Genomic DNA, 19,841 nt, shown 5'->3' on the forward strand with positions numbered 1-19,841 from the left:
GCTCCCGCCTTCGCGGGAGAACAAGCTTTTTACCGCATAACCGGCAACGTGATCCGCGAGCCCGCGCAGACCTTCTGGGTCGCCTTTACGTAATCGCCCGGTTTTGCCCGCCCGATGTTCGGCACGAACGACTGAGGGTTGCGGTCGATCATCGGGAACCACGTCGACTGGACTTGCACCATGATCCGGTGCCTCGCCTTGAACACATGATCATGGTCACGCAGCGGCACGTTCCACGCGACGACCTTCCCCGGCACGAGAGGCTGCGGCGCCGTATCGCTCGCCAGGAAGCGCCCGCGCCGCACCTCCATCGCGATCGGCAATTGATAGCCGTTCAGCGTCTTCGCATAGTCGCCCGGTTGCGCCGCACGGCCGTCGAACACCTCCGTATCGTCGGGCAGCACGTCGATCAGCTTCACCACGAAATCGCTGTCCGTCCCGCTGGTCGACGCCTGCAACGTCGCCGACAGCGCCCCCGTCACGGTCAGGTCCGCGGTCAGAGGCTCCGACACATACCCCAGCACATCGGGCCGGTGATCGACGAAGCGCTGGTCGTCCGCCTCCCACCAAGCCCAGTCCGGACTGGCATAGGTCGCAGACATCGGTCGCCGGCGGAACGGCACCGGGTTCGCCGGATCGGACACGTAGTCGCGACACCCCTCGCCCGCCGCCGACGCGGTGAACGACAGGCTGCCGTCCGCGTGCAGATACAATTCGGTCGTCTTCGCACCCGTCGGAGGCCAGGCAGCATACGTCTTCCACACGTTAGACCCCGACTGGAACATCTTCGCCGCAAAGTCCGGCCGCGGCCCCTTACCGTGCAGCCAATAGGCGAAGAACGGCGCCTGGATCTTTTCCTGGAACTGCGTCCCGCTCGCGGCGCCTAGCGGGATCGGCCCGAGATGATCCGCCACCCCCTGCCACCCACCATGCCGCCACGGCCCCGCCACCATCTGCGCCAAGTGGTTCGGGTCGTTCCGCTTCTGACGCGCGTAAATCTGCCACGAGCCCCACGGATCCTCCTGATCCCAGAACCCGGCGACGTTCAGCGTCGGCACCGTCGTCTTGCCGAGCGCATCGGTCCAGCGTTGCGCGGTGTAGAACGTGTCGTGATTGGGATGGTCGAGCAGCGACGTGAACATCGGCACCCGCCCCTTGAAGACATTCCGGTCGATCGCCTCCGCCGAGCCCGCCTTCAGGAAATAGTCGTAGGTATCGCTTGGATACGCGAAGTCGGAATTCTTCGTCTTGTCGAGCTGCAGCGACGACACCCAGTCGGTCGCATAGCTCAGCCGCAGCGCGCCGTTGCGGTGCAGATCGTCCGACTGCCAGTAATCGATCCACGCCGCCTGCGGGGATACCGCCTTCAGCGCCGGATGCGGGTTCGCCAGCGCGACGGCGGCAGCGAAACCGGGGTAGGACACGCCCCACATGCCGACCTTGCCAGTGTTGGCGGGGATGTTCTTCACCAGCCAGCCGACGGTGTCGTACGCGTCCGTGGCCTCGTCGACCGCCTTCGGATCGTTCGGATGGACCGCAGTCGACAGCGTGAACACCCCGTCCGACCTGAATCGCCCCCGCATCGACTGGAACACGAAGACATAGCCGTCCTTCATCAGCGGCGCGAAGCGATCGGCGGTGGGAAACGGCGCATCGGGCACGCCGTAGGGCGTTCGCTGGAGGAGGATCGGCAGCGGACCGGTCATCCCGCGCGGCCGCATGATGACCGTCTGCAACTTCGCCCCGTCGCGCATCGGCACCATCACCTCTTCGAACGTGAAAGGCGACTGGATTGCGGTTTGCGGCGCGGTCTGGGCAAACGCGGCGGCAGGCGCCGCGGCGGTGATCGCGAGCGCGAGCAGGAGGGCGTGGCGCGACATGGACTTTCCCTTCGTGAACCGTGCCGCGATTGGACGAACCCACGCGTGCGAAGTCAAGCCGCGCGCCATGCTCCAGTCAGCGCCGGTCGCAGTGCCAGCGAATTGAGATCGATCAGCGCGTGCAGGACCATCGCCAGCCACAATTCGCCGGTCATCAGATACACCGCCGCCATCAACGCGCCGACCAGCGTGGTCGCGATCACGCCTGCCCGCCCCTGATACAGGTGCATCGCGCCGAACACCGCGATCGCGACGCCGAACGCGACGAACGCGTTGCCGGTCACGAGCGCGATCAGCAGCGGCAGAAACAGGCGGAAGGCGAGTTCTTCGGATATGCCCGCCGCGATCGACATGGCGGCGGCGTGCATGATCTCCGGCCGGTTGCGCGGCAGGAGCGAGCCGACATTGCCGATCGTCTTGAGGATGCGCCAGTTGCGCCGCGTGGCGAGCACCGCACCGACGATCAGGCCACCCAGCGCACTGCCGCCGATCATGCCGAGCAGTTCCGCGCTGCTGTCGCCTTCGAAGCTGGGGAGGAGCGCGCGGGGGGCGTCGAACTCGGGCGGCACGGTAACGAGCGCGTCGAGGCGGCCGAGCAGGACTAGTCCGATGACCGCGGGCAGGACGAAGGCGATCGCCGCCTTGGCAATCCACAGGCGGTAGGTCTTCTGCCGCGAGGCTGTGTCGGTAAGGCGCTTGGTGCGGCGGTAGCCGAGCAGGTCGCCCTTGAGGAACCAGACGAGGCTGATGATCGTGACGAGGAGGAGGACGTTGGGCAAGATCATGCCGACACTCCCACCGCTAACGCCTTCACCGCTCTACTTCCTTGTTCTCCCGCGAAGGCGGGAGCCCAGTCTGGGTCCCCGCCTTCGCGGGGACACAATACTTGGTCAGTCCCCTACCCTAGCAAAGTGCCCCACCCCGGCGGAGGCCGGGGCCCAATTGGGAAACGTCGCTAACGGAGCGATCCACTTCATTACTCCGGACGTTCCAAGTGGGCCCCGGCCTTCGCCGGGGTGGTATTGAAGATCAATCCGTCCGATGCTCACCCTTGACCCAACGCACCGTCCCCGAAGACGCCCGCATCACCACGCTCTCGGTCGTCATCTTGCCCTTCTTCCGCTTCACGCCGGCCAGCAGCGAGCCATCGGTAACCCCGGTCGCCGCAAAGATGCAGTCGCCCTTCGCCAACTCGGACAGGTCATACTGCTTGTCGAGGTCGGTGATCCCCCACTTCGCAGCGCGCCCGCGCTCGTCGTCGTTGCGGAACAGCAACCGCCCCTTGAACTGCCCACCGACGCAGCGCAGCGCCGCGCAGGCCAGCACGCCCTCGGGGGCGCCACCGGAACCCATATACACGTCAACCGTGGTCTCTGGATCCGACGTCGCGATCACGCCGGCAACGTCGCCGTCACCGATCAGCATGATCCCGCAGCCGACCTTGCGCAGTTCGGCGATCAGCGCCTCGTGACGCGGCCGATCGAGCACGCACACGATCAGGTCGCGCGCCGGCACGCCCTTGGCGGCGGCGACGGCGTTGATGTTCTCGGTCGGCGTCTTGTCGAGATCGATGATCCCCTCGGGATAGCCCGGCCCGACCGCGATCTTGTCCATGTAGACGTCGGGCGCGTTGAGCAGCCCGCCCTCTTCGGCGATCGCCAGCACGGCGAGGCTGTTCGGCCCCGCAGTCGCGCAGATGGTCGTGCCTTCCAAGGGATCGAGCGCGATGTCGATCTTCGGGCCCTTGCCGATCGCGGAGCCGACCTTCTCGCCGATGAACAGCATCGGCGCCTCGTCGCGCTCGCCCTCGCCGATCACGACGGTGCCGTCCATGTACAGCGAGTTGAGCGCCTCGCGCATCGCCTCGACCGCCGCCGCATCCGCCGCCTTCTCGTCGCCGCGCCCGACGAGCGTGGAGGCGGCGATCGCCGCCGCTTCGGTCACGCGGACCATTTCGAGGACGAGTACGCGGTCGAGAACCTGGCTGGCAGCAGCGGTCAAAGTCTATCTCCTCGGTATGTTTGGCCCCGGATAGGCAGCGCCCGCCGGGTTGTCGACCCGATCAGTCCCTCAGCAGGTCATTGATCGAGGTCTTCGAACGCGTTTGTGCGTCGACCCGTTTGACGATCACGGCGCAATACAGCGCAGGCTTGCCGTCACCGCCGCCGATCGAGCCTGGTACGACCACCGCGTACGGCGGCACCTCGCCCTTGAACACTTCGCCGGTCTCGCGATCGACGATCTTGGTCGATGCACCCAGATACACGCCCATCGACAGCACCGCGCCCTCGCCGACGCGCACGCCCTCGGCCACTTCCGCGCGCGCACCGATGAACGCGCCATCGCCGATGATGACGGGATCGGCCTGCAACGGCTCGAGCACGCCGCCGATGCCGGCGCCGCCCGATAGGTGGACGTTCTTGCCGATCTGTGCGCACGACCCGACCGTCGCCCACGCGTCGACCATCGTGCCCTCACCGACATACGCGCCGATATTGACGAAGCTCGGCATCAGGATCGCGCCCTTGGCGATGAAGCTCCCACGCCGTGCGACCGCACCGGGCACGACACGGATGCCCGCCGCGCGGAACTCGGCTTCGCCCCAGCCCGCGAACTTCGACGGCACCTTGTCGAACGCAGGCGCACCGGCCGAACCACCGTCGATCACGACGTTGTCGTTGAGCCGGAACGAGAGCAGCACCGCCTTCTTCAACCACTGGTTGACCTGCCAGCCGTCAGCAGTCGGCTCGGCAACGCGCGCGGTGCCTGCATCGAGCATCGCCAGCGCGGACCCGACCGCATCACGCACTTCGCCCTTGGTTTCGAGGCCAAGGTTCGCTCGGTCGTCCCAGGCGGCGTCGATGATGGTCTGCAAGGTCATGATGTCTCCAGGATGGTTTCGAGCCACGGCGCAAGCACCGGCACGGTAAAGTCGATGTGGTCGCGCGCCGCGTCGGGCGACTGCTCGGAGCCGTTGTCGATCCACACGGTCGTCATCCCGATCGCCTTGGCCGGCGTCAGGTTGCGCGCCATGTCGTCGGCGAACAACGACTCCCGCGGGTCGATATCGAACGCCGCGCAGAACCCTTCATAGGCCGACGCATGCGGCTTCGGCATCAGGTTCATCGCATGGATATCGTGGATCGCCTCGAAGCTTTCGCTCAACCCGAGCCGATCGAGAATCCGCGTCGCATACGGCGTGTCGCCATTGGTGAAGACCAGCTTGCGCCCGGGCAACTTGGCGATCGCCGCGACCAGCGGCGCATCATGCTCGATCACGTCCATCTCGATGTCGTGGACATGCGCCAGGAACGCGTGCGGATCGACGTGATGCTCGGCCATCAACCCCGACAGCGTCGTGCCGTGGTTGTGGAAATACCCCTTCTGCACGCGCCGTGCCTCGTCATGATCGAGCCCCAGCAGATCCTGGATGAACCCGGTCATCCGCGCGTCGACCTGCGCGAACAGGTCCGCGCTCGTCGGGTACAGCGTGTTGTCGAGATCGAAGATCCAGTTGCGGACATGGGCAAGGCGGGGGTCAAGGCGGGCAAGCATCGCGCGAACCTCTAGGCACCGCGAACCAACCGGGCAAGCCGGCTCCGGACGGCCCCGTGTTTATCATCGCGTAACACTTTGTATTCCATTAGCTTGTCCGGGCAACAGGGGCGGAATTCATGCGACGGATCAAGGCCGACCTGCTGCGGTCGGCGACAATGGGGGCAGGTCTTCTCCTTGCCGCCTGTGGCGGTGGCGGTGGAGGCGGTATCAACAGCACACCGACGCCGCCCTCGACATCATTGCCAACGCCCGCCCCAACGCCAACTCCCGCCCCAACCCCCACACCGACGCCTGCTCCCACACCAACCCCGTCCAGCAACGACACCGGCGAATACCGCGCGACCGTTGGTGCGGTCTCGATGAATGCGCTTGCCGCCTATAATGTCGGCGCGACCGGCAAAGGCATCGGCGTCGGCGTGATCGACAGCGGTATCGACCTGCAAAGCCAGGAATTCGGAACCCGCATCTCGTCCGGGTCTCAGGACGTCGCCGGCAACGCTTCGATCGACGACGAAGGGGGCCACGGCACCGCGGTCGCCTTTACGCTCGCAGGCCGCCGAAACGGTGCGGGTTCGCAGGGCGTTGCGTTCGATGCGACGCTGATCGTCCTGCGCGCCGATCGCCCCGGCACCTGCGCGACGGCGAGCAAGGACGATGAGAGCACCGGCTGTAAATTCCCGACCGATGCGATCACCCGCGGGGTCGATGCAGCGCGTGTAGCGGGGGCGAAAGTCGTCAACATCTCGCTCGGCGGATCGGAGATGCCACAAAGCCTGAAGGACGCGATCGGCCGCGCGACCAGCGCTGGGCTGGTCGTCGTGATCGCGGCGGGCAATGACGGCTCGGTCAACCCCGATCCCTTTACCAACGTCGCCGGCGACGCACAGGCGCGCAATCAGGTCATCATAGCCGGCTCGGTCGGGTCCAGCGACGGCATCTCGAGCTTCAGCGACAGGGCCGGCACCGGCGCCGCGCATTTCCTCACGGCCGTCGGTGAAAACGTCCGCGCGCCGGACCAGAACGACACCGCGTATCTATGGTCGGGCACGTCGTTCGCCGCGCCGCAGATTTCCGGCGCGGTCGCGCTGCTGGCCCAGGCATTCCCCAACCTGACAGGGGCGCAAATCGTCGACATCCTGTTCAAGAGCGCGCGCGATGTCGGCGCACCCGGGATCGACTCCGTCTACGGCAACGGCGTGCTCGACCTGACCCGGGCTTTCCAACCGCTCGGTGCAACGTCAATGGCTGGCTCGAAGGCCCTCGTATCGACGAGCGGCAATGCAACGCTCTCCGCCGCCATGGGCGACGCGGTGCAGGGTGAGCTCGGTGCGGTCATACTCGACGGCTACAGCCGAGCGTTCGCGATCGATCTGGCCAAGACGATCGCGAAACGCAGCCCCGACCGCGCGCTGGGTGGCGCGTTGCAGTCGCACCTCCGCACCGTCGCTCTGGCGCAAGGCAACATGACGGTGTCGATGACGCTGGCCCCCCGTTCGAACGGCGACGTGGCGCTCGACCGAACCTCGTTGTCGCGCGCCGACGCGTCCGGCGCGCGCGCGATCGCGGGGATGGTGACGCAGAAGCTCGGCAGCACGCTGTCGTTCGGCTTCGGCTTCGCGCAAGGATCGGGCGCGCTGAGCGCACAGCTCTCCGGCCAGTCCGAACCCGCCTTCCTGATCGCCAATGCCGGCAGCATGGGCTTCGACAGCACCACGCGCGCCTCGAGCGCGATGCGGCAGAGCTTCGGCGGGTTCGGCTTTACCGCGGGAATCGAGAATGGCGACGTCCTGACGCAACGGGACGACGACCTGCGGCTACGCGACCGCTGGCAACGTTCGGGGTACAATCGCGCATCGTTGGCGATCGATCGACGCTTCGGCGGGCTCGCGACGATGGTCGCCGCGACTCGGATGGACGAGCGCGATACCGTCCTCGGCGCGCGCTTCGATGCGGCGCTTGGCGCAGCACGGGCGGCGACGTGGTTCTTGGACACCAAGGCGCGCTTCGATGCCGGCGCCGGCTGGAGCATAGGCGGATCGATGCGCCAGGGCTGGACCCGCGCGGCCGTCCGCGGCGGCCTCAGCGGCGATGGCCTCGTCCGCACCAACGCGTTTGCTGCCGATATCGGCAAGGACGGCGTGTTCGGCCACGACAGCATCGGCCTGCGCATCGCGCAACCTCTGCGGGTGGCACGCGGCGGGATCGATCTCGGACTGCCGACCTATTTCGACTATACCAGCGGCAGTGTGACCGACTGGACCACGCAGCGCCTCAACCTCGCCCCGCAAGGTCGCGAAGTGGATGTCGAGGCGCGGTACGGCATGCCGGTGTTCGGCGGAGGCCTCGACACCAACCTCTTCTGGCGCCGCGACCCCGGCAATTTCGCTGCGCTGCCCAATGATTACGGCATGGCGATGCGGTACAGTTTGGGGTTTTGAATACCCACGCCCCCAATTCGTCATCCTGACGAAAGTCAGGATCCAGAGTAACGGGCGCTGCCGTATTTGGCTCTCGATCCTGACTTTCGTCAGGATGACGGACGTGAGAGACGGACGGGGCTGGATAAGCTACCGGTCGGTACCTATCTCTACCGCATGACACGTTATTCCCTGCTCGATCTGGTTCCCGTCATCGAAGGCGGCACCGTCTCTCAATCGCTCGCCAACGCGGCCGACCTCGCGCGGCACGCCGAGAGCGTCGGATTCCAGCGCTACTGGGTCGCCGAGCACCACGGTATGACCGGCATCGCGTCGGCCGCGACCGCGGTCGTGATCGCGCACATCGCCGCCGCCACCAAGACCATCCGCGTAGGCTCGGGCGGCATCATGCTCCCCAACCATGCGCCGCTGACGATCGCCGAGCAGTTCGGCACGCTCGACGCCCTGTTCCCCGGCCGCATCGATTTGGGCCTCGGCCGCGCACCCGGTTCCGACCAGCGCGTCGCGCGCGCGATGCGCCGCACACTGGAAACCGACGCCAACGCCTTCCCGCAGGACGTGATGGAGCTCCAGAGCTACTTCGCCAATGACGGCCAGACCGGCATCGTCGCGACCCCGGGAGCGGGCGCGGACGTCGAGATTTGGATTCTCGGCTCGAGCACGTTCGGCGCGCAGCTGGCGGCGGCACTCGGCCTGCCCTACGCGTTCGCCTCGCACTTCGCGCCCGATGCGCTCGATGCCGCGCTGGCGATCTACCGCCGCGATTTCCGCCCGTCGGCACGGCTTGCAAAGCCTCACGTCATGGCGGGCTTCAACGTGTTCGCAGCCGAGACCGACGCGGAAGCCGAACTGCTCGCCACCTCGCAGCAGCAGTCGTTCGTAGCGTTGCGCACCGGCAACCCAGGTCAGATGAAGCCGCCCCTCGCCGGCTATCGCGAGTCGCTCGGCGCGCAGGGCAACCAGATCCTCGACCACGTCCTGCAATGCTCAGCGGTCGGCAGCCCCGCCAAGGTCGCCCGCGACATCGCGGCGTTCGTCGAGCGGACTGGCGTCGACGAGGTCATGGTGACCAGCGCGATCTACGATCACGAGGCCCGCAAGCGGAGCCTGTCGATCACGGCGGATGTGATGCAGGAACTGAAGATCGCTGCGTAATTAGGCCGCAAACCGCTTCCGCTTAAGACACCACCCCGGCGAAGGCCGGTGCCCAATGGGGGGCGGTGGTAACGGAGGGCTGCGCATCGTTACTGCGACCTCTCCAACTGGGCCCCGGCCTCCGCCGGGGTGGTGCATGCAGGGGGCGCGCGACCTACTCCCCCGCCCATTCCTTCAACAAAGTATACGCGATCGCATAAGGCGGCGGCGCCACGAACGGCCCGTCTTCCCCGCGCAGCACCGCGCGCACCATCTCTCGCGGCACCCACATCGCATCCTCGAGCTCGTTCACGTCGAGCGTGATCGCATCGTCCTCGGCCTCGGCAACGCACGCCATCATCAACGACGACGGGAATGGCCAAGGCTGGCTCGCGACATACCGCACCTTGCCGACCCGAACGCCCGACTCTTCGAGGATCTCGCGCGCGACCGCTTCCTCGATCGATTCGGCCGGCTCGACGAAACCGGCGAGCGCGGAATACCGCCCCGGCGGCCATCCCTTGCCGCGCCCGAGCAGCGCACGCCCGTCATGCTCGGCGATCATGATCACCACCGGATCGACGCGCGGGAAATGCTCGGTCCCGCAGTTCGGGCACTTCCGCGCCCACCCCGCCCGGAACATCTCGGTCGGCGAACCGCACTTCGCGCAGAAACCATGCCGGACATGCCAGTCGATCACACTGCGCGCACCAGCGTACGTCGCTGCCTCACCGGGCGCGAGCGCGGCCAGCACCGTCATCAGCGCGGGCGACCGCATCGCCGGCGCGTTGTCGACACGCATCCCGTTCAGCAACGCCGCGAAATGCGGCCGCCCGCTCTCGTCGAGCCCTAGCAGGATCGGCTCGGCATCGTCGGGCATGTCCGCCATCGACGTCCAGGCGAGATGCCCGTCGTCAGTCGTGCCCGGCAGCAACCCGTCAAGCACCAGCAACCGCGCACGCCAGTCGCGCTGCGCCGCCGCCAGCCCTTCCGGATCGTGGCGCAATGCATCCGACCGGTCGAGCGTCCCACCGGTAAACCCAGGTGCGTCCATCACGCTCATCGGCGCAACCTCGCCGCATCCTGGAGCAGCGCCGCGACCACCTGCTGGCGGAGCGGTATCCGGTCCGCCGGAAAATAGTTGACCATCACGTTGCCGCGCGAATGCTTCGCCGGATCGACCCATGCGATCGTGCCCGCCGCACCACCCCAGGCATAGGTGCCCTTGCCCGGCCCGTTCGGCGTATCCGCGAGCACCACGGAACCGCCCGCGCCGAAGCCCATGTTGCTCCCCTGCGTTCCCCCGGTGCCGCCACCGACTCCGCCGAACACGACGCCCGCCGGCAGCAGGTTCGACGTCGCCAGCGCGATCGTCTCGGGCTTCATCACGCGCACGCCGTCGAGCGTGCCGCCGTCTTGGATCATGTGCAGGAACCGATCGTAATCGCGCGCCGACATCACGAGGCCGGCACCACCATACGGAAAGCTCGGCTTCTGCAGGAACACCGACGTCGCCGCCGGATCGAGCGGCGTCCGCGTGTCGCCGACGAACGCATAGTTGGTCGCCAGCCGCCCGACCTCGCGCTGCGGCACCTGCCAGAAGCTCGACTTCATCTTGAGCGGATCGAACAACCGCGTCTGCACGAACCGCTCGAAGCTCATGCCGCTCGCGACCTCGATCACGCGGCCCATCACGTCGAGCCCGATCGAATAGCTCCACTTCGTCCCCGGCTCGGCGATCAGCGGCAGCGTCGCGACGCGGTTGGCGAACTCCTCCAGCGACTTCGGCCGGACGGGTCGCATCTTCGTTTCCATGTCGGCATTGACCGACAGCGGAAGGATGCCCAGCCGCTCATACTCCTTGAGCAGCGGCCCCTTGGTGACGATCGTGTAGCCGAGCCCGGCGGTATGCGTCAGCAAATTGCGGATCGTGATCGGCCGCGTCGCCGGGCGCGTGGCGAGCGACGTGTCGGGGCTGGTCGCGACCTTCATGTCCTTGAACGCCGGGATATATTTGCTGACCGGATCGTCGAGGTTGAGCTTGCCGTCCTCGACCAGCATCATCGCCGACATGCCGGTGATCGGCTTTGACATCGAATAAACACGCCACAGCGAGTCGGGGCCTGCCGCCGGAGCATTCGGGTCGTCGCTGATCTTGCCCGCCGCCGGGAACAGCGTCGGACCATCACCAGCCCCGAACGCACCGACGATCCCCGGCATCTTGTCCTGCGCGACATAGCCGTCGAACAGCGCGGACGTGGCAGGCAGCAACGCATTGACCGGGATCGTCATCCGCGGCGTCGACCGAGCCTGCGGGCTGACCTGCGGACGCGGCTGCGCCTGCTGGGCATAGGCCGTGGCGGCGGCCAGCGCGGCAAGTCCGCCAGTCGAAATCCAGTGCACCAGTTTCATGCAGCTCTCCGTATGGCCTAGTTCCGTATGGCTTTGCCGGCTTTGGCGAAAACGGTCGGGAGCCCGGCGGTATCCAGGTTGTCGATCGGCCACCATTCGCTTGCCGTTGGAACGCGGGGTTGATGCGCCTCGACCGTCGCCACCGCAAGCGTCAGTTGCAGATCGAAATGGGTAAATCCGTGCGCGACGGTCGTGTCCAGCATCCGCCAATCCGCCTGCCCCGGCGCATCCTCGAAACCGGGTGGAACATCACCCCAAGGCCCGGTCGGAAACGCGCGCATCCCGCCGAGCAGACCCTTGTCCGGCCGCCGCACCAGCAACACCTGCCCGTCGCGTTCCAGCCAGAATATCGTCCCGTACCGCTGAGGCTTGGCCGCCTTCTTCGCCTTCACCGGCAACCGCTCGGGCGCGCCCTGCGCAAAGCTTTCGCAAAACTCACGGATCGGACACAGCAAACATTTCGGCGCGCGCGTCGTGCAGATCCCCGACCCCAGATCCATCATCGCCTGCGCGAAATCCCCCGCCCGCGCGTCCGGCGTGATCGAATCCGCCGCGACCCGAATCGCAGGCCGCGCCGCCGGCAAGGGCGTCTGAATCGCGAACAGCCGCGCGACTACGCGTTCGACATTCGCATCGACCACCACCGCGCGCTCGCCAAACGCGATCGCCGCCACCGCCGCGGCCGTGTAAGCGCCGAGCCCAGGCAGCGCGCGCAGCTCCACCTCGGTCCGCGGAAATACGCCGCCATGCTCCGCGACGACAGCCTTCGCCGCCTTCACCAGATTGCGCGCCCGAGCATAATACCCAAGCCCCGCCCAAGCCGCCATCACATCGGCATCGTCCGCCGCCGCCAGACTCGCGAAATCCGGCCACCGCGCGGTCCACGCGAGGAACCGCGGGGTCACCGCGGCCACCGTCGTCTGCTGCAACATCACCTCGGACAGCCACACCCGGTATGGATCGACCGCCTCGCCCGGCTTCGCGCGCCACGGCAGGTCGCGACGGTGCGCGTCATACCAGTCGAGCAGGGCCCCGAAGACCGAAGAGCGCTTGGCGTTCACGCGTCGCCTATGGCATGGGTTCGCAGATGAGCAAGCCGCCCGTTTCTGTGCCTAAATCTGCGACGCCCAAGCCGGCGACGAAGCGCGTGAAAGGCAGGACCGATCCCGACGCCCCGCGCGAGAACCGCTCACGCGCGGTCGCCGAGCTGTTGCCCGCGATCGGCGGCGCGGCGTTCCGTCGATTCGGCTTCGTCCAGTCGTCGATCGTCAGCCGCTGGCCCGAGATCGTCGGCGCGAAACTGGCCGGCGCAAGCATCCCCGAATCGATCCGCTTCCCGGTCGGCAAGAAGCAGGACGGCGTCCTGACCCTTACCGTCCGCGGCGCGCACGCACCGATGATGCAGCACATCGCGCCCGAGATTATCGAGCGCGTCAACCGCTTCTTCGGCTACGCGGCCATCGTGAAGGTCGCGATCCGCCAGGGCGAGGTCGCAGCGCCCGTGCCGCGCAAAGCCCCGCCTTCGATCCGCCCGGTCCCCGTCGATCTTGGTGCGAGCCTGAAGGGCATCGCCGATCCGGAACTGCGCGCCGTCCTCGAATCCCTCGCCGCCGGCGTCGCCTCGACGCACGGCCTTCCCAGGATCACCTGATGCGCGTCCTACTTGCCGTCTTCGCCCTCTTCCTGCTGACCGGCGCCGCACCTAAGCGCGACTGGTCCCAGACCGCGCGCATCCTGCCCTCGGGCGCATATCTGATCGGCAACCCCGCCGCGCGCGTGAAGCTGGTCGAATATGCCAGCTACACCTGCTCGCACTGTGCGGACTTCTCCGTGAAATCCGAACCCGTGCTGAAGCGACAGATGATCGCATCGGGCTCGACCAGCCTCGAATTTCGCCACTTCATTCGCGACCGGCTCGACCTGTCGGCGGCGATCCTCGCCCGCTGCACCGGCCCGAAGGGCTTCTCTGCCACCTCGTCCGCGATCTTCGCCGCGCAGCCGCAATGGCTCGAGCGCGGGATCGAATACCAGCAGGGCAACGCCGCGCGCCTCGCGATGTACCCCGCCTCGGCACAGATCCGCGCCAACGCCGACGGCTCCGGCCTGACCGCGATGGTTAAGGCGCGCGGGCTCTCGGACGCGGCGATCAACGCATGCTTCGCCAACCAGCCCGAGATCGACCGCATCGTCAAACTGACCGCCGACGCGCCGAAGGAGATCGACTCGACGCCGACCTTCTACCTCAACGGCAAGATCGTGCCCCACGTCGGCTGGGAACAGCTCGAACCCGCGCTCCGCAAGGCCGGCGCCCGTTAATTCACGTGATCCACTGGAGTAACCCGATGAAGTTCGTAATCGCCCTCGCCGTCCTGCCGCTCGCGCTTGCCGCCTGCTCGAAGAACGATTCGACCGGTAACGTCGACCAGCCCGCCGCCGCGCCGGTAGCAGCCGCCGCAGCCCCCGCCGGCCAGAACTGGACCGAGACGGTCGTGAAGACCCCCGAGGGTTACCTGATGGGCAACCCGAACGCGCCGATCAAGCTCGTCGAATACGGCGCGCGCTCGTGCCCGACCTGCGGCGCGTTCGGCCGTGAGGCGTACAAGCCGCTGACCGAGAAATACGTCTCGACCGGGAAGGTCAGCTTCGAATTCCGCGACTTCCTCGTCCACGGCGCGCCCGACGTGGCGCTGACTTTGCTCGGCCAGTGCGGCGGCGTCGCGCCGTTCTTCCCGATCCTCGAGCAGATGTACGGCAACCAGATCGCCTTCCTCGACAAGCTCCAGGCGATGACCCCCGACCAGCAGAAGGCGCTCGCCAACCAGCCGCCGACGGTCGTCGCGACCAAGCTCGCCGAACAGATGGGCGCGATCGATTTCGTCAAGCAGCGCGGGATCCCGGAAGCGAAGGCGCGCGCATGCCTCGCGGATCAGAAGCAGCTCGAAGTGATGGCCAAGCCGACCGAGAACGCGATGCAGGCGGGCACGGTCACGGGCACGCCGACGTTCCTGATCAACGACAAGAAGCTCGATCAGGTCGTGAGCTGGGATCAGATGGAGAAGGCACTGAAGGCGGCTGGGGCGTAAGCCGCACGCCGTCTCCATCCACACGTACCACCCCGGCGAAGGCCGGGGCCCAGTTGGGGGACGTCGCTGATCAGCGCTGCGTTCCGTTACTGCCACCTCTCCAGCTGGGCCCCGGCCTCCGCCGGGGAGGTGGGGTTCGGACTAACGGCAGCGCCTTCTTGTTCTCCCGCGAAGGCGGGAGCCCAGTCTGGGTCCCCGCCTTCGCGGGGAAACAAGGTTTAGGGCTCCGTTCGCGATAGGATCCAACTTTAGTCGTCGGGGGGCGCAAGAATGCAGATCAAGCGCCTCCGCATTACCGGCTTCAAGAGCTTCGTCGACCCCGCCGATCTCCGCATCGAACCCGGCCTGACCGGCGTCGTCGGCCCCAATGGCTGCGGCAAGTCCAACCTCCTCGAAGCGCTCCGCTGGACGATGGGCGAGGCCAGTGCCAAATCGCTACGTGGCGCCGGTATGGAGGACGTCATCTTCGCCGGCACCGCGACCCGCCCCCCGCGCGACTTCGCCGAAGTCTCCATCCTCGCCGAAATAGCCGGCGACGAACGCGAGATCGTCCGCCGGATCGAACGCGGCGCCGGCTCCGCCTACCGGATCGACGGCCGCGACGTCCGCGCCAAGGACGTCGGCCTGCTCTTCGCCGACGCCGCGACCGGCGCGCACTCGCCCGCGCTTGTCAGCCAGGGCAAGATCGGCGCGGTCATCGCCGCCAAACCCGCCGACCGCCGCGCGATGCTGGAGGAAGCCGCCGGGATCGCCGGCCTCCACGTCCGGCGGAAAGACGCCGAGGGCAAACTCCGCGCCACCGAAGCCAATCTCGCCAAGCTCGACGAGATCATCTCCGACCAGGACGCGCGCGCCGCCACGCTGAAACGCCAAGCCCGCGCCGCCGAACGCTACCGCCTCATCTCCGTCCAGATCCGCGTCGCCGAAGCACGCACGCTCTTCGCCCGATGGCGCGAAGCCGCCACCGCAGCCGACGCCGCCAAAGCCGAAGCCGCCGCTGCCGAAACCCGCGTCCACGCTACCACCGAAGCCGAACGCGCAGCCGCCGCAAACCAGCACCGCGCGATCGAAGCCGTCTCCACCGCGCGCACCGCAGCGCTCGCCGCGCGCGACCTGGTCGGCGATCTCGCGCACCGGCTCACCGCGCTCAGGACCGAGAAGGCCAGCGTCGAGCGCAGGATCGCCGACCTCACCGACGCCCGCGCCCGGATCGCCGACGACCGCGCCCGCGAAGGATCGCTCGCCAGCGACGCCGCCGCCGCGCTCGCCCGCCTCGCCGACGAGGCCCAGACGCTCGACACCGCGATCGCCGATGCCACCGCCACGATCCCCGATCTCGACGCAGCCCTCGCCGAAACCGAACGCAGCGCCCGCGACGCCGAGGTCTCCCTCGCCCAGGCGCTCGCCATGCAGGCCCGCGACGCCGCCGAAGTCCGCGTCGCCAGCGCAGCCGTCGCCGCCGCCCGCACCCGCGCCGATCGCGCCGATCGCGACGCCGCGCAGATCGCCGCCGCCCTCCGCGCCCTCGGCGACCCTGTTCCGCTAGCCGCAGAGCGCGAAACCGCCGCCGAAACCCGACGCGGCGCGACCGCAGCCGCAGAGTCCGCCCGCCAGGCCATCACACAAGCGGACACCGACGAAGCCACCGCGGCCAGCGCGCGAGACGCCGCCGAAACCACCCACGCCACCGCCCGCGCAAACCTCGCCGCAATCGATAGCGAAGTAACCGCTCTCAACAAGGCAACGCAGCGCGGCGGTCGTGACCGTCTACTGGATCACGTCTCCGCCAACACCGGCTACGAACGGGCATTGGCCGCCGCACTTGGAGACGATCTCGACACCGGCCTCGATGCATGGGCCGGCGCCGAGCCGCGCGAAGACGACCCCGCCGCACCCGCCGACGCAGAACCGCTGGCAGAGCATGTCGACGCGCCCCCCGCCCTCGCCCGCAGGCTCGCGCAGGTCTTCGTCGTCGACACCGACCGCCAGCAACACCTCGCCGTCGGCCAGCGCATCGTCACCCGGGACGGCCAGCTTCGCCGCTGGGACGGCTTCACCGCAACCGGCACCGGCGCGGCCGCCGCCGAACGCCTCGTCCGCCGCAATCGCCTCGCCGCACTCCAGGCCGCCCGCCCCGCTGCGGCCAAAGCGCTGGACGACGCCGAACGAACCCGCGCCGCAATCGACGAGCGCATCGCCCAGGCTAGAGGTCAGTCGCAAACCGCCCGCGCCGCCCTGCAACGCGCCGAAACCGCCGCGCGCGACGCCCTCCGCCAGGAAGACCGCGCCGCCGCCGCGCTCGAACGCCTCGCCACCCAGCGCGCAGACCTCGACGTCCGCGCGCACCGTATCGCCGACGACGTCGCCGACGCGCACGCCGAACGCACCCGCGCCGAAGCCGCGATGGCCGCCGTCCCCGACGGCACCGCCAACGCGCGCCAGGTCGCCACGCTCCAGTACGACGCCGAACGCGCCCGCGCCGCCGTCGCGCAGGCCCGCGCCGATCGCACCACGCTAGACCGCAGCATCGCCACCCACCGCGAACGCCTGGCCGCCGCGCAAGCCGACACTCGAAGCTGGCGTGCGCGCGCCGGTGAAGCCGCCAAACGCATCGCCGCCATGGACACGCGCGAAACCACGCTCGGCGTTGATCTCGCCGCCATCGCCGATCGCCCCGCCACCCTCGCCACAGAGATCGCCGCGCTGGACAGCCAACATCACGAAGCGCGCACAACCGCCGACGCGCTCCTTGCCACCGAACGCACCGCGGAGACCGCCGCCCGCACCGCCGACGACGCCCACCGCGCCACCACCGAAGCGCTCGCCGTCGCCCGTGAAGCCCGCGCCGGCGCGATCGCCCGCGTCGAAAACCACGAAGCGCGCCGCCTCGATCTCGGCCGCCTCTCAGGCGAGCGCTTCCAATGTCCCGCCCCCGTCCTCCCCGAACGCCTCGGCTTCGCGGTCGCCGACGTCCGCGCGCCAGCCGAGGAGTCCGCCACGCACGACCGCCTTACCACCGACCGAGAGCGGATCGGCCCGGTCAACCTCGTCGCCGAAACCGAACTTGCCGAACTCGAAGAGTCCGCGCGCGGCAACGCGGTCGAGCGCGACGAACTCGGGCAAGCCGTCAACCGGCTGCGCGGCTCGATCGGCACGCTGAACCGCGAAGGCCGCCAGCGCCTGCTCGCCGCATTCGAAGCGGTAAACGGCCATTTCCAGCGCCTCTTCACCACCCTCTTCGACGGCGGCGCCGCGCACCTCGAACTCATAGACTCCGACGACCCGCTCGAAGCCGGCCTCGAGATCATGGCGCAACCACCCGGCAAACGCCTCCAGTCGCTCACGCTCCTGTCCGGCGGCGAACAAGCGCTGACCGCGGTCGCGCTGATCTTCGGCCTGTTCCTCACCAACCCCGCGCCGATCTGCGTCCTCGACGAGGTCGACGCGCCGCTCGACGACGCCAATATCGAGCGCTTCTGCGACCTGCTCGACCGCATGTCGCGCGACACCGACACGCGCTACCTCGTCGTCACGCATAACGCCGTCACGATGAGCCGCATGCACCGCCTGTTCGGCGTGACGATGATCGAACGCGGTGTCAGCCGCCTCGTCTCGGTCGACCTCCAGGCGGCAACTGGTCTGCTCGCAGCTGAATGATACAGATCGATTTTTCCGTATTATTTTGCCGGAACGCGGTCACGTTTTGCGGTATGACATGCGCATGTTCCTCGACGAATCCAGCATCTGGCCGCGCAAGGAAGACCTTCCCCCACGCAAGCCTGTGTTCCGCCACGAGAAAGCGCTGAGCCGCATCCTGCTGTTCTACGCACTCGTCCTGTTGCTGCTCCCCGTCAGCCTTGGCGGGTTCGTCGATCTGTTCCGCTATATTTTCGACTGACGCCCATCGCGCGGATCGTTGATGTCGATCAATCGACACTTGCGATTCCGGAACGTAAGACGAACGGATGGCCCAGCTCGATACCCGTGAAAAGCTCGAGATTCTCGCCGATGCGGCCAAATACGATGCGTCCTGCGCGTCGTCGGGCACCACCAAGCGCAATTCGAAGGACGGCAAGGGGCTAGGCTCGACCGAGGGGATGGGCATCTGCCACGCCTATGCGCCCGATGGTCGTTGCATCTCTCTGCTGAAAATCCTGCTGACGAACAGCTGCATCTTCGACTGCCATTACTGCATCAACCGCAAGAGCTCCAACGTCCGCCGCGCCCGCTTCACGGCAAAGGAAGTCGTCGATCTCACCATCGCCTTCTACAAGCGCAATTATATCGAGGGCCTGTTCCTCTCTTCCGGCATCATCGCCTCGTCGAACTACACCATGGAGCAGATGGTCGAGGTCGCGCGGAGTTTGCGCGAGGATCACCATTTCCGCGGCTACATCCACCTCAAGACGATCCCCGACGCCGATCCCGAACTCGTCCACCAGGCCGGGCTATACGCCGACCGCGTCTCGATCAACGTCGAACTCCCGACCGCAAACGGCCTGAAGCGTCTCGCCCCCGAGAAAGACGGCGTCCGCATCGAAACCGCGATGGCGGAGGTGAAGACCTCGATCATCGACGGCAAGGACGCGAAGGCCAAGTACAAGTCTGCGCCGAAGTTTGCCCCTGCCGGCCAGTCGACGCAGATGATCGTCGGCGCAGACGCGGCGACGGACGGTGACATCGTGCGGAAGGCGTCCACGCTGTACGACCGGTTCGGTCTGCGTCGCGTGTATTATTCGGCGTTCAGCCCGATCCCGGATGCGAGCGCGGTGCTGCCGCTGCAACGCCCGCCGTTGATGCGCGAGCACCGGTTGTACCAGTCCGACTGGCTGATGCGGTTCTACGAGTTCCAGCCGCACGAGGTGGTGGCAGCCGCCGACGACGCCACGGGCATGCTGCCACTCGATATCGATCCGAAGCTAGCTTGGGCGCTGAAGTTCCGCGGGAACTTTCCGGTGGATGTGAACCGGGCGCCGCGCGAGATGCTGTTGCGGGTGCCGGGGCTTGGAGTGAAAGCGGTCAACGGCATTTTGACGAGCCGCCGGTGGCGGCGGTTGCATCTGGCGGACGTGGCGCGGTTGACCGTGTCGGTTGCCAAGTTGCGGCCGTTCATCATTGCTGAGGACTGGCGACCGGTGGTGCTGGCGGATCGTGCGGAATTGCGGCCGATCGTCGCGCCGAAACCGAAGCAGATGGAAATGTTCGCGTGACGCCCCCGCATTCCTCCCCGGAACGGGGAGGGGGACCGCGACGCGCAGCGGTGGGGTGGAGGGGGCTCACCACAACCGGTACGCTCGTGGAAGCCCCCCTCCACCAGCTTCGCTGGTCCCCCTCCC

The 19,841-nt window shown here is 67.5% G+C and carries 16 protein-coding genes; 8 read left to right on the plus strand and 8 right to left on the minus strand.

The window, feature by feature from the left end; genetic code table 11:
- Positions 1-29: 29 nt before the first annotated feature.
- The 5 genes from C8J40_RS01070 to C8J40_RS01090 form a co-directional block, all read right to left on the minus strand.
- Positions 30-1,880, minus strand: a complete 1,851-nt coding sequence (locus tag C8J40_RS01070; protein ID WP_132895422.1) for a CocE/NonD family hydrolase — start codon at positions 1,878-1,880, stop codon at positions 30-32.
- A 53-nt stretch (positions 1,881-1,933) separates the two neighbouring features.
- Entirely contained in the window at positions 1,934-2,665 is a 732-nt protein-coding gene (locus C8J40_RS01075; RefSeq protein ID WP_132895423.1) for a CPBP family intramembrane glutamic endopeptidase, read from the minus strand.
- Positions 2,666-2,909: 244 nt separating this feature from the next.
- Positions 2,910-3,881: a class II fructose-bisphosphatase gene (gene glpX, locus C8J40_RS01080; RefSeq protein ID WP_107963207.1), complete on the minus strand. Its 972-nt coding sequence runs from the start codon at positions 3,879-3,881 to the stop codon at positions 2,910-2,912.
- A 61-nt stretch (positions 3,882-3,942) separates the two neighbouring features.
- Complete coding sequence (dapD, locus tag C8J40_RS01085) at positions 3,943-4,761, minus strand: 2,3,4,5-tetrahydropyridine-2,6-dicarboxylate N-succinyltransferase (RefSeq protein WP_132895424.1); 819 nt, start codon at positions 4,759-4,761, stop codon at positions 3,943-3,945.
- The gene (locus C8J40_RS01090; RefSeq protein ID WP_132895425.1) at positions 4,758-5,435 is read right to left on the minus strand and encodes a pyrimidine 5'-nucleotidase; all 678 of its coding nucleotides are present in this window, start codon (positions 5,433-5,435) and stop codon (positions 4,758-4,760) included. Before C8J40_RS01090 ends, dapD begins: the two co-directional genes overlap by 4 nt.
- Positions 5,436-5,554: 119 nt before the next feature.
- Here C8J40_RS01090 and C8J40_RS01095 point away from each other — a divergent pair, with 119 nt between their 5' ends.
- Positions 5,555-7,876: a S8 family peptidase gene (locus tag C8J40_RS01095; protein ID WP_132895426.1), complete on the plus strand. Its 2,322-nt coding sequence runs from the start codon at positions 5,555-5,557 to the stop codon at positions 7,874-7,876.
- Between the two features lie 156 nt (positions 7,877-8,032).
- Complete coding sequence (locus tag C8J40_RS01100; protein WP_132895427.1) at positions 8,033-9,031, plus strand: LLM class flavin-dependent oxidoreductase; 999 nt, start codon at positions 8,033-8,035, stop codon at positions 9,029-9,031.
- 154 nt (positions 9,032-9,185) lie between these two features.
- Here the strand turns inward: C8J40_RS01100 and nudC are convergent, their stop codons facing one another.
- Genes nudC through C8J40_RS01115 form a run of 3 tightly spaced genes read right to left on the minus strand, consistent with a single transcriptional unit; the run spans position 9,186 to position 12,450 of the window.
- A complete protein-coding gene (gene nudC, locus C8J40_RS01105; RefSeq protein ID WP_132895818.1) occupies positions 9,186-10,064 on the minus strand; it encodes an NAD(+) diphosphatase in 879 nt (292 codons plus the stop codon).
- A 5-nt stretch (positions 10,065-10,069) separates the two neighbouring features.
- Positions 10,070-11,422, minus strand: a complete 1,353-nt coding sequence (locus C8J40_RS01110; RefSeq protein WP_132895428.1) for a serine hydrolase domain-containing protein — start codon at positions 11,420-11,422, stop codon at positions 10,070-10,072.
- A 17-nt stretch (positions 11,423-11,439) separates the two neighbouring features.
- Entirely contained in the window at positions 11,440-12,450 is a 1,011-nt protein-coding gene (locus C8J40_RS01115) for an A/G-specific adenine glycosylase (RefSeq protein ID WP_132895819.1), read from the minus strand.
- 59 nt (positions 12,451-12,509) lie between these two features.
- Here C8J40_RS01115 and C8J40_RS01120 point away from each other — a divergent pair, with 59 nt between their 5' ends.
- From C8J40_RS01120 to C8J40_RS01140, 6 genes are all read left to right on the plus strand, one after another.
- Complete coding sequence (locus tag C8J40_RS01120; protein WP_132895429.1) at positions 12,510-13,073, plus strand: DciA family protein; 564 nt, start codon at positions 12,510-12,512, stop codon at positions 13,071-13,073.
- On the plus strand, positions 13,073-13,738 hold the full coding sequence (locus C8J40_RS01125; RefSeq protein ID WP_132895430.1) for a thioredoxin domain-containing protein: 666 nt from the start codon (positions 13,073-13,075) through the stop codon (positions 13,736-13,738). The genes C8J40_RS01120 and C8J40_RS01125 overlap by 1 nt, the downstream gene beginning before the upstream one ends.
- 26 nt (positions 13,739-13,764) lie before the next feature.
- Positions 13,765-14,505, plus strand: a complete 741-nt coding sequence (locus C8J40_RS01130) for a thioredoxin domain-containing protein (protein ID WP_132895431.1) — start codon at positions 13,765-13,767, stop codon at positions 14,503-14,505.
- A gap of 270 nt (positions 14,506-14,775) precedes the next feature.
- Entirely contained in the window at positions 14,776-18,162 is a 3,387-nt protein-coding gene (gene smc / locus C8J40_RS01135; RefSeq protein WP_132895432.1) for a chromosome segregation protein SMC, read from the plus strand.
- Between the two features lie 64 nt (positions 18,163-18,226).
- Positions 18,227-18,403: a hypothetical protein gene (locus C8J40_RS20120; RefSeq protein ID WP_165886462.1), complete on the plus strand. Its 177-nt coding sequence runs from the start codon at positions 18,227-18,229 to the stop codon at positions 18,401-18,403.
- A 67-nt stretch (positions 18,404-18,470) separates the two neighbouring features.
- Complete coding sequence (locus C8J40_RS01140) at positions 18,471-19,715, plus strand: putative DNA modification/repair radical SAM protein (protein ID WP_132895433.1); 1,245 nt, start codon at positions 18,471-18,473, stop codon at positions 19,713-19,715.
- Positions 19,716-19,841 lie beyond the last annotated feature (126 nt).

Origin of the sequence: Sphingomonas sp. PP-CC-3A-396 (genome assembly GCF_004343105.1) — a bacterium.
Lineage (GTDB): Bacteria > Pseudomonadota > Alphaproteobacteria > Sphingomonadales > Sphingomonadaceae > Sphingomonas.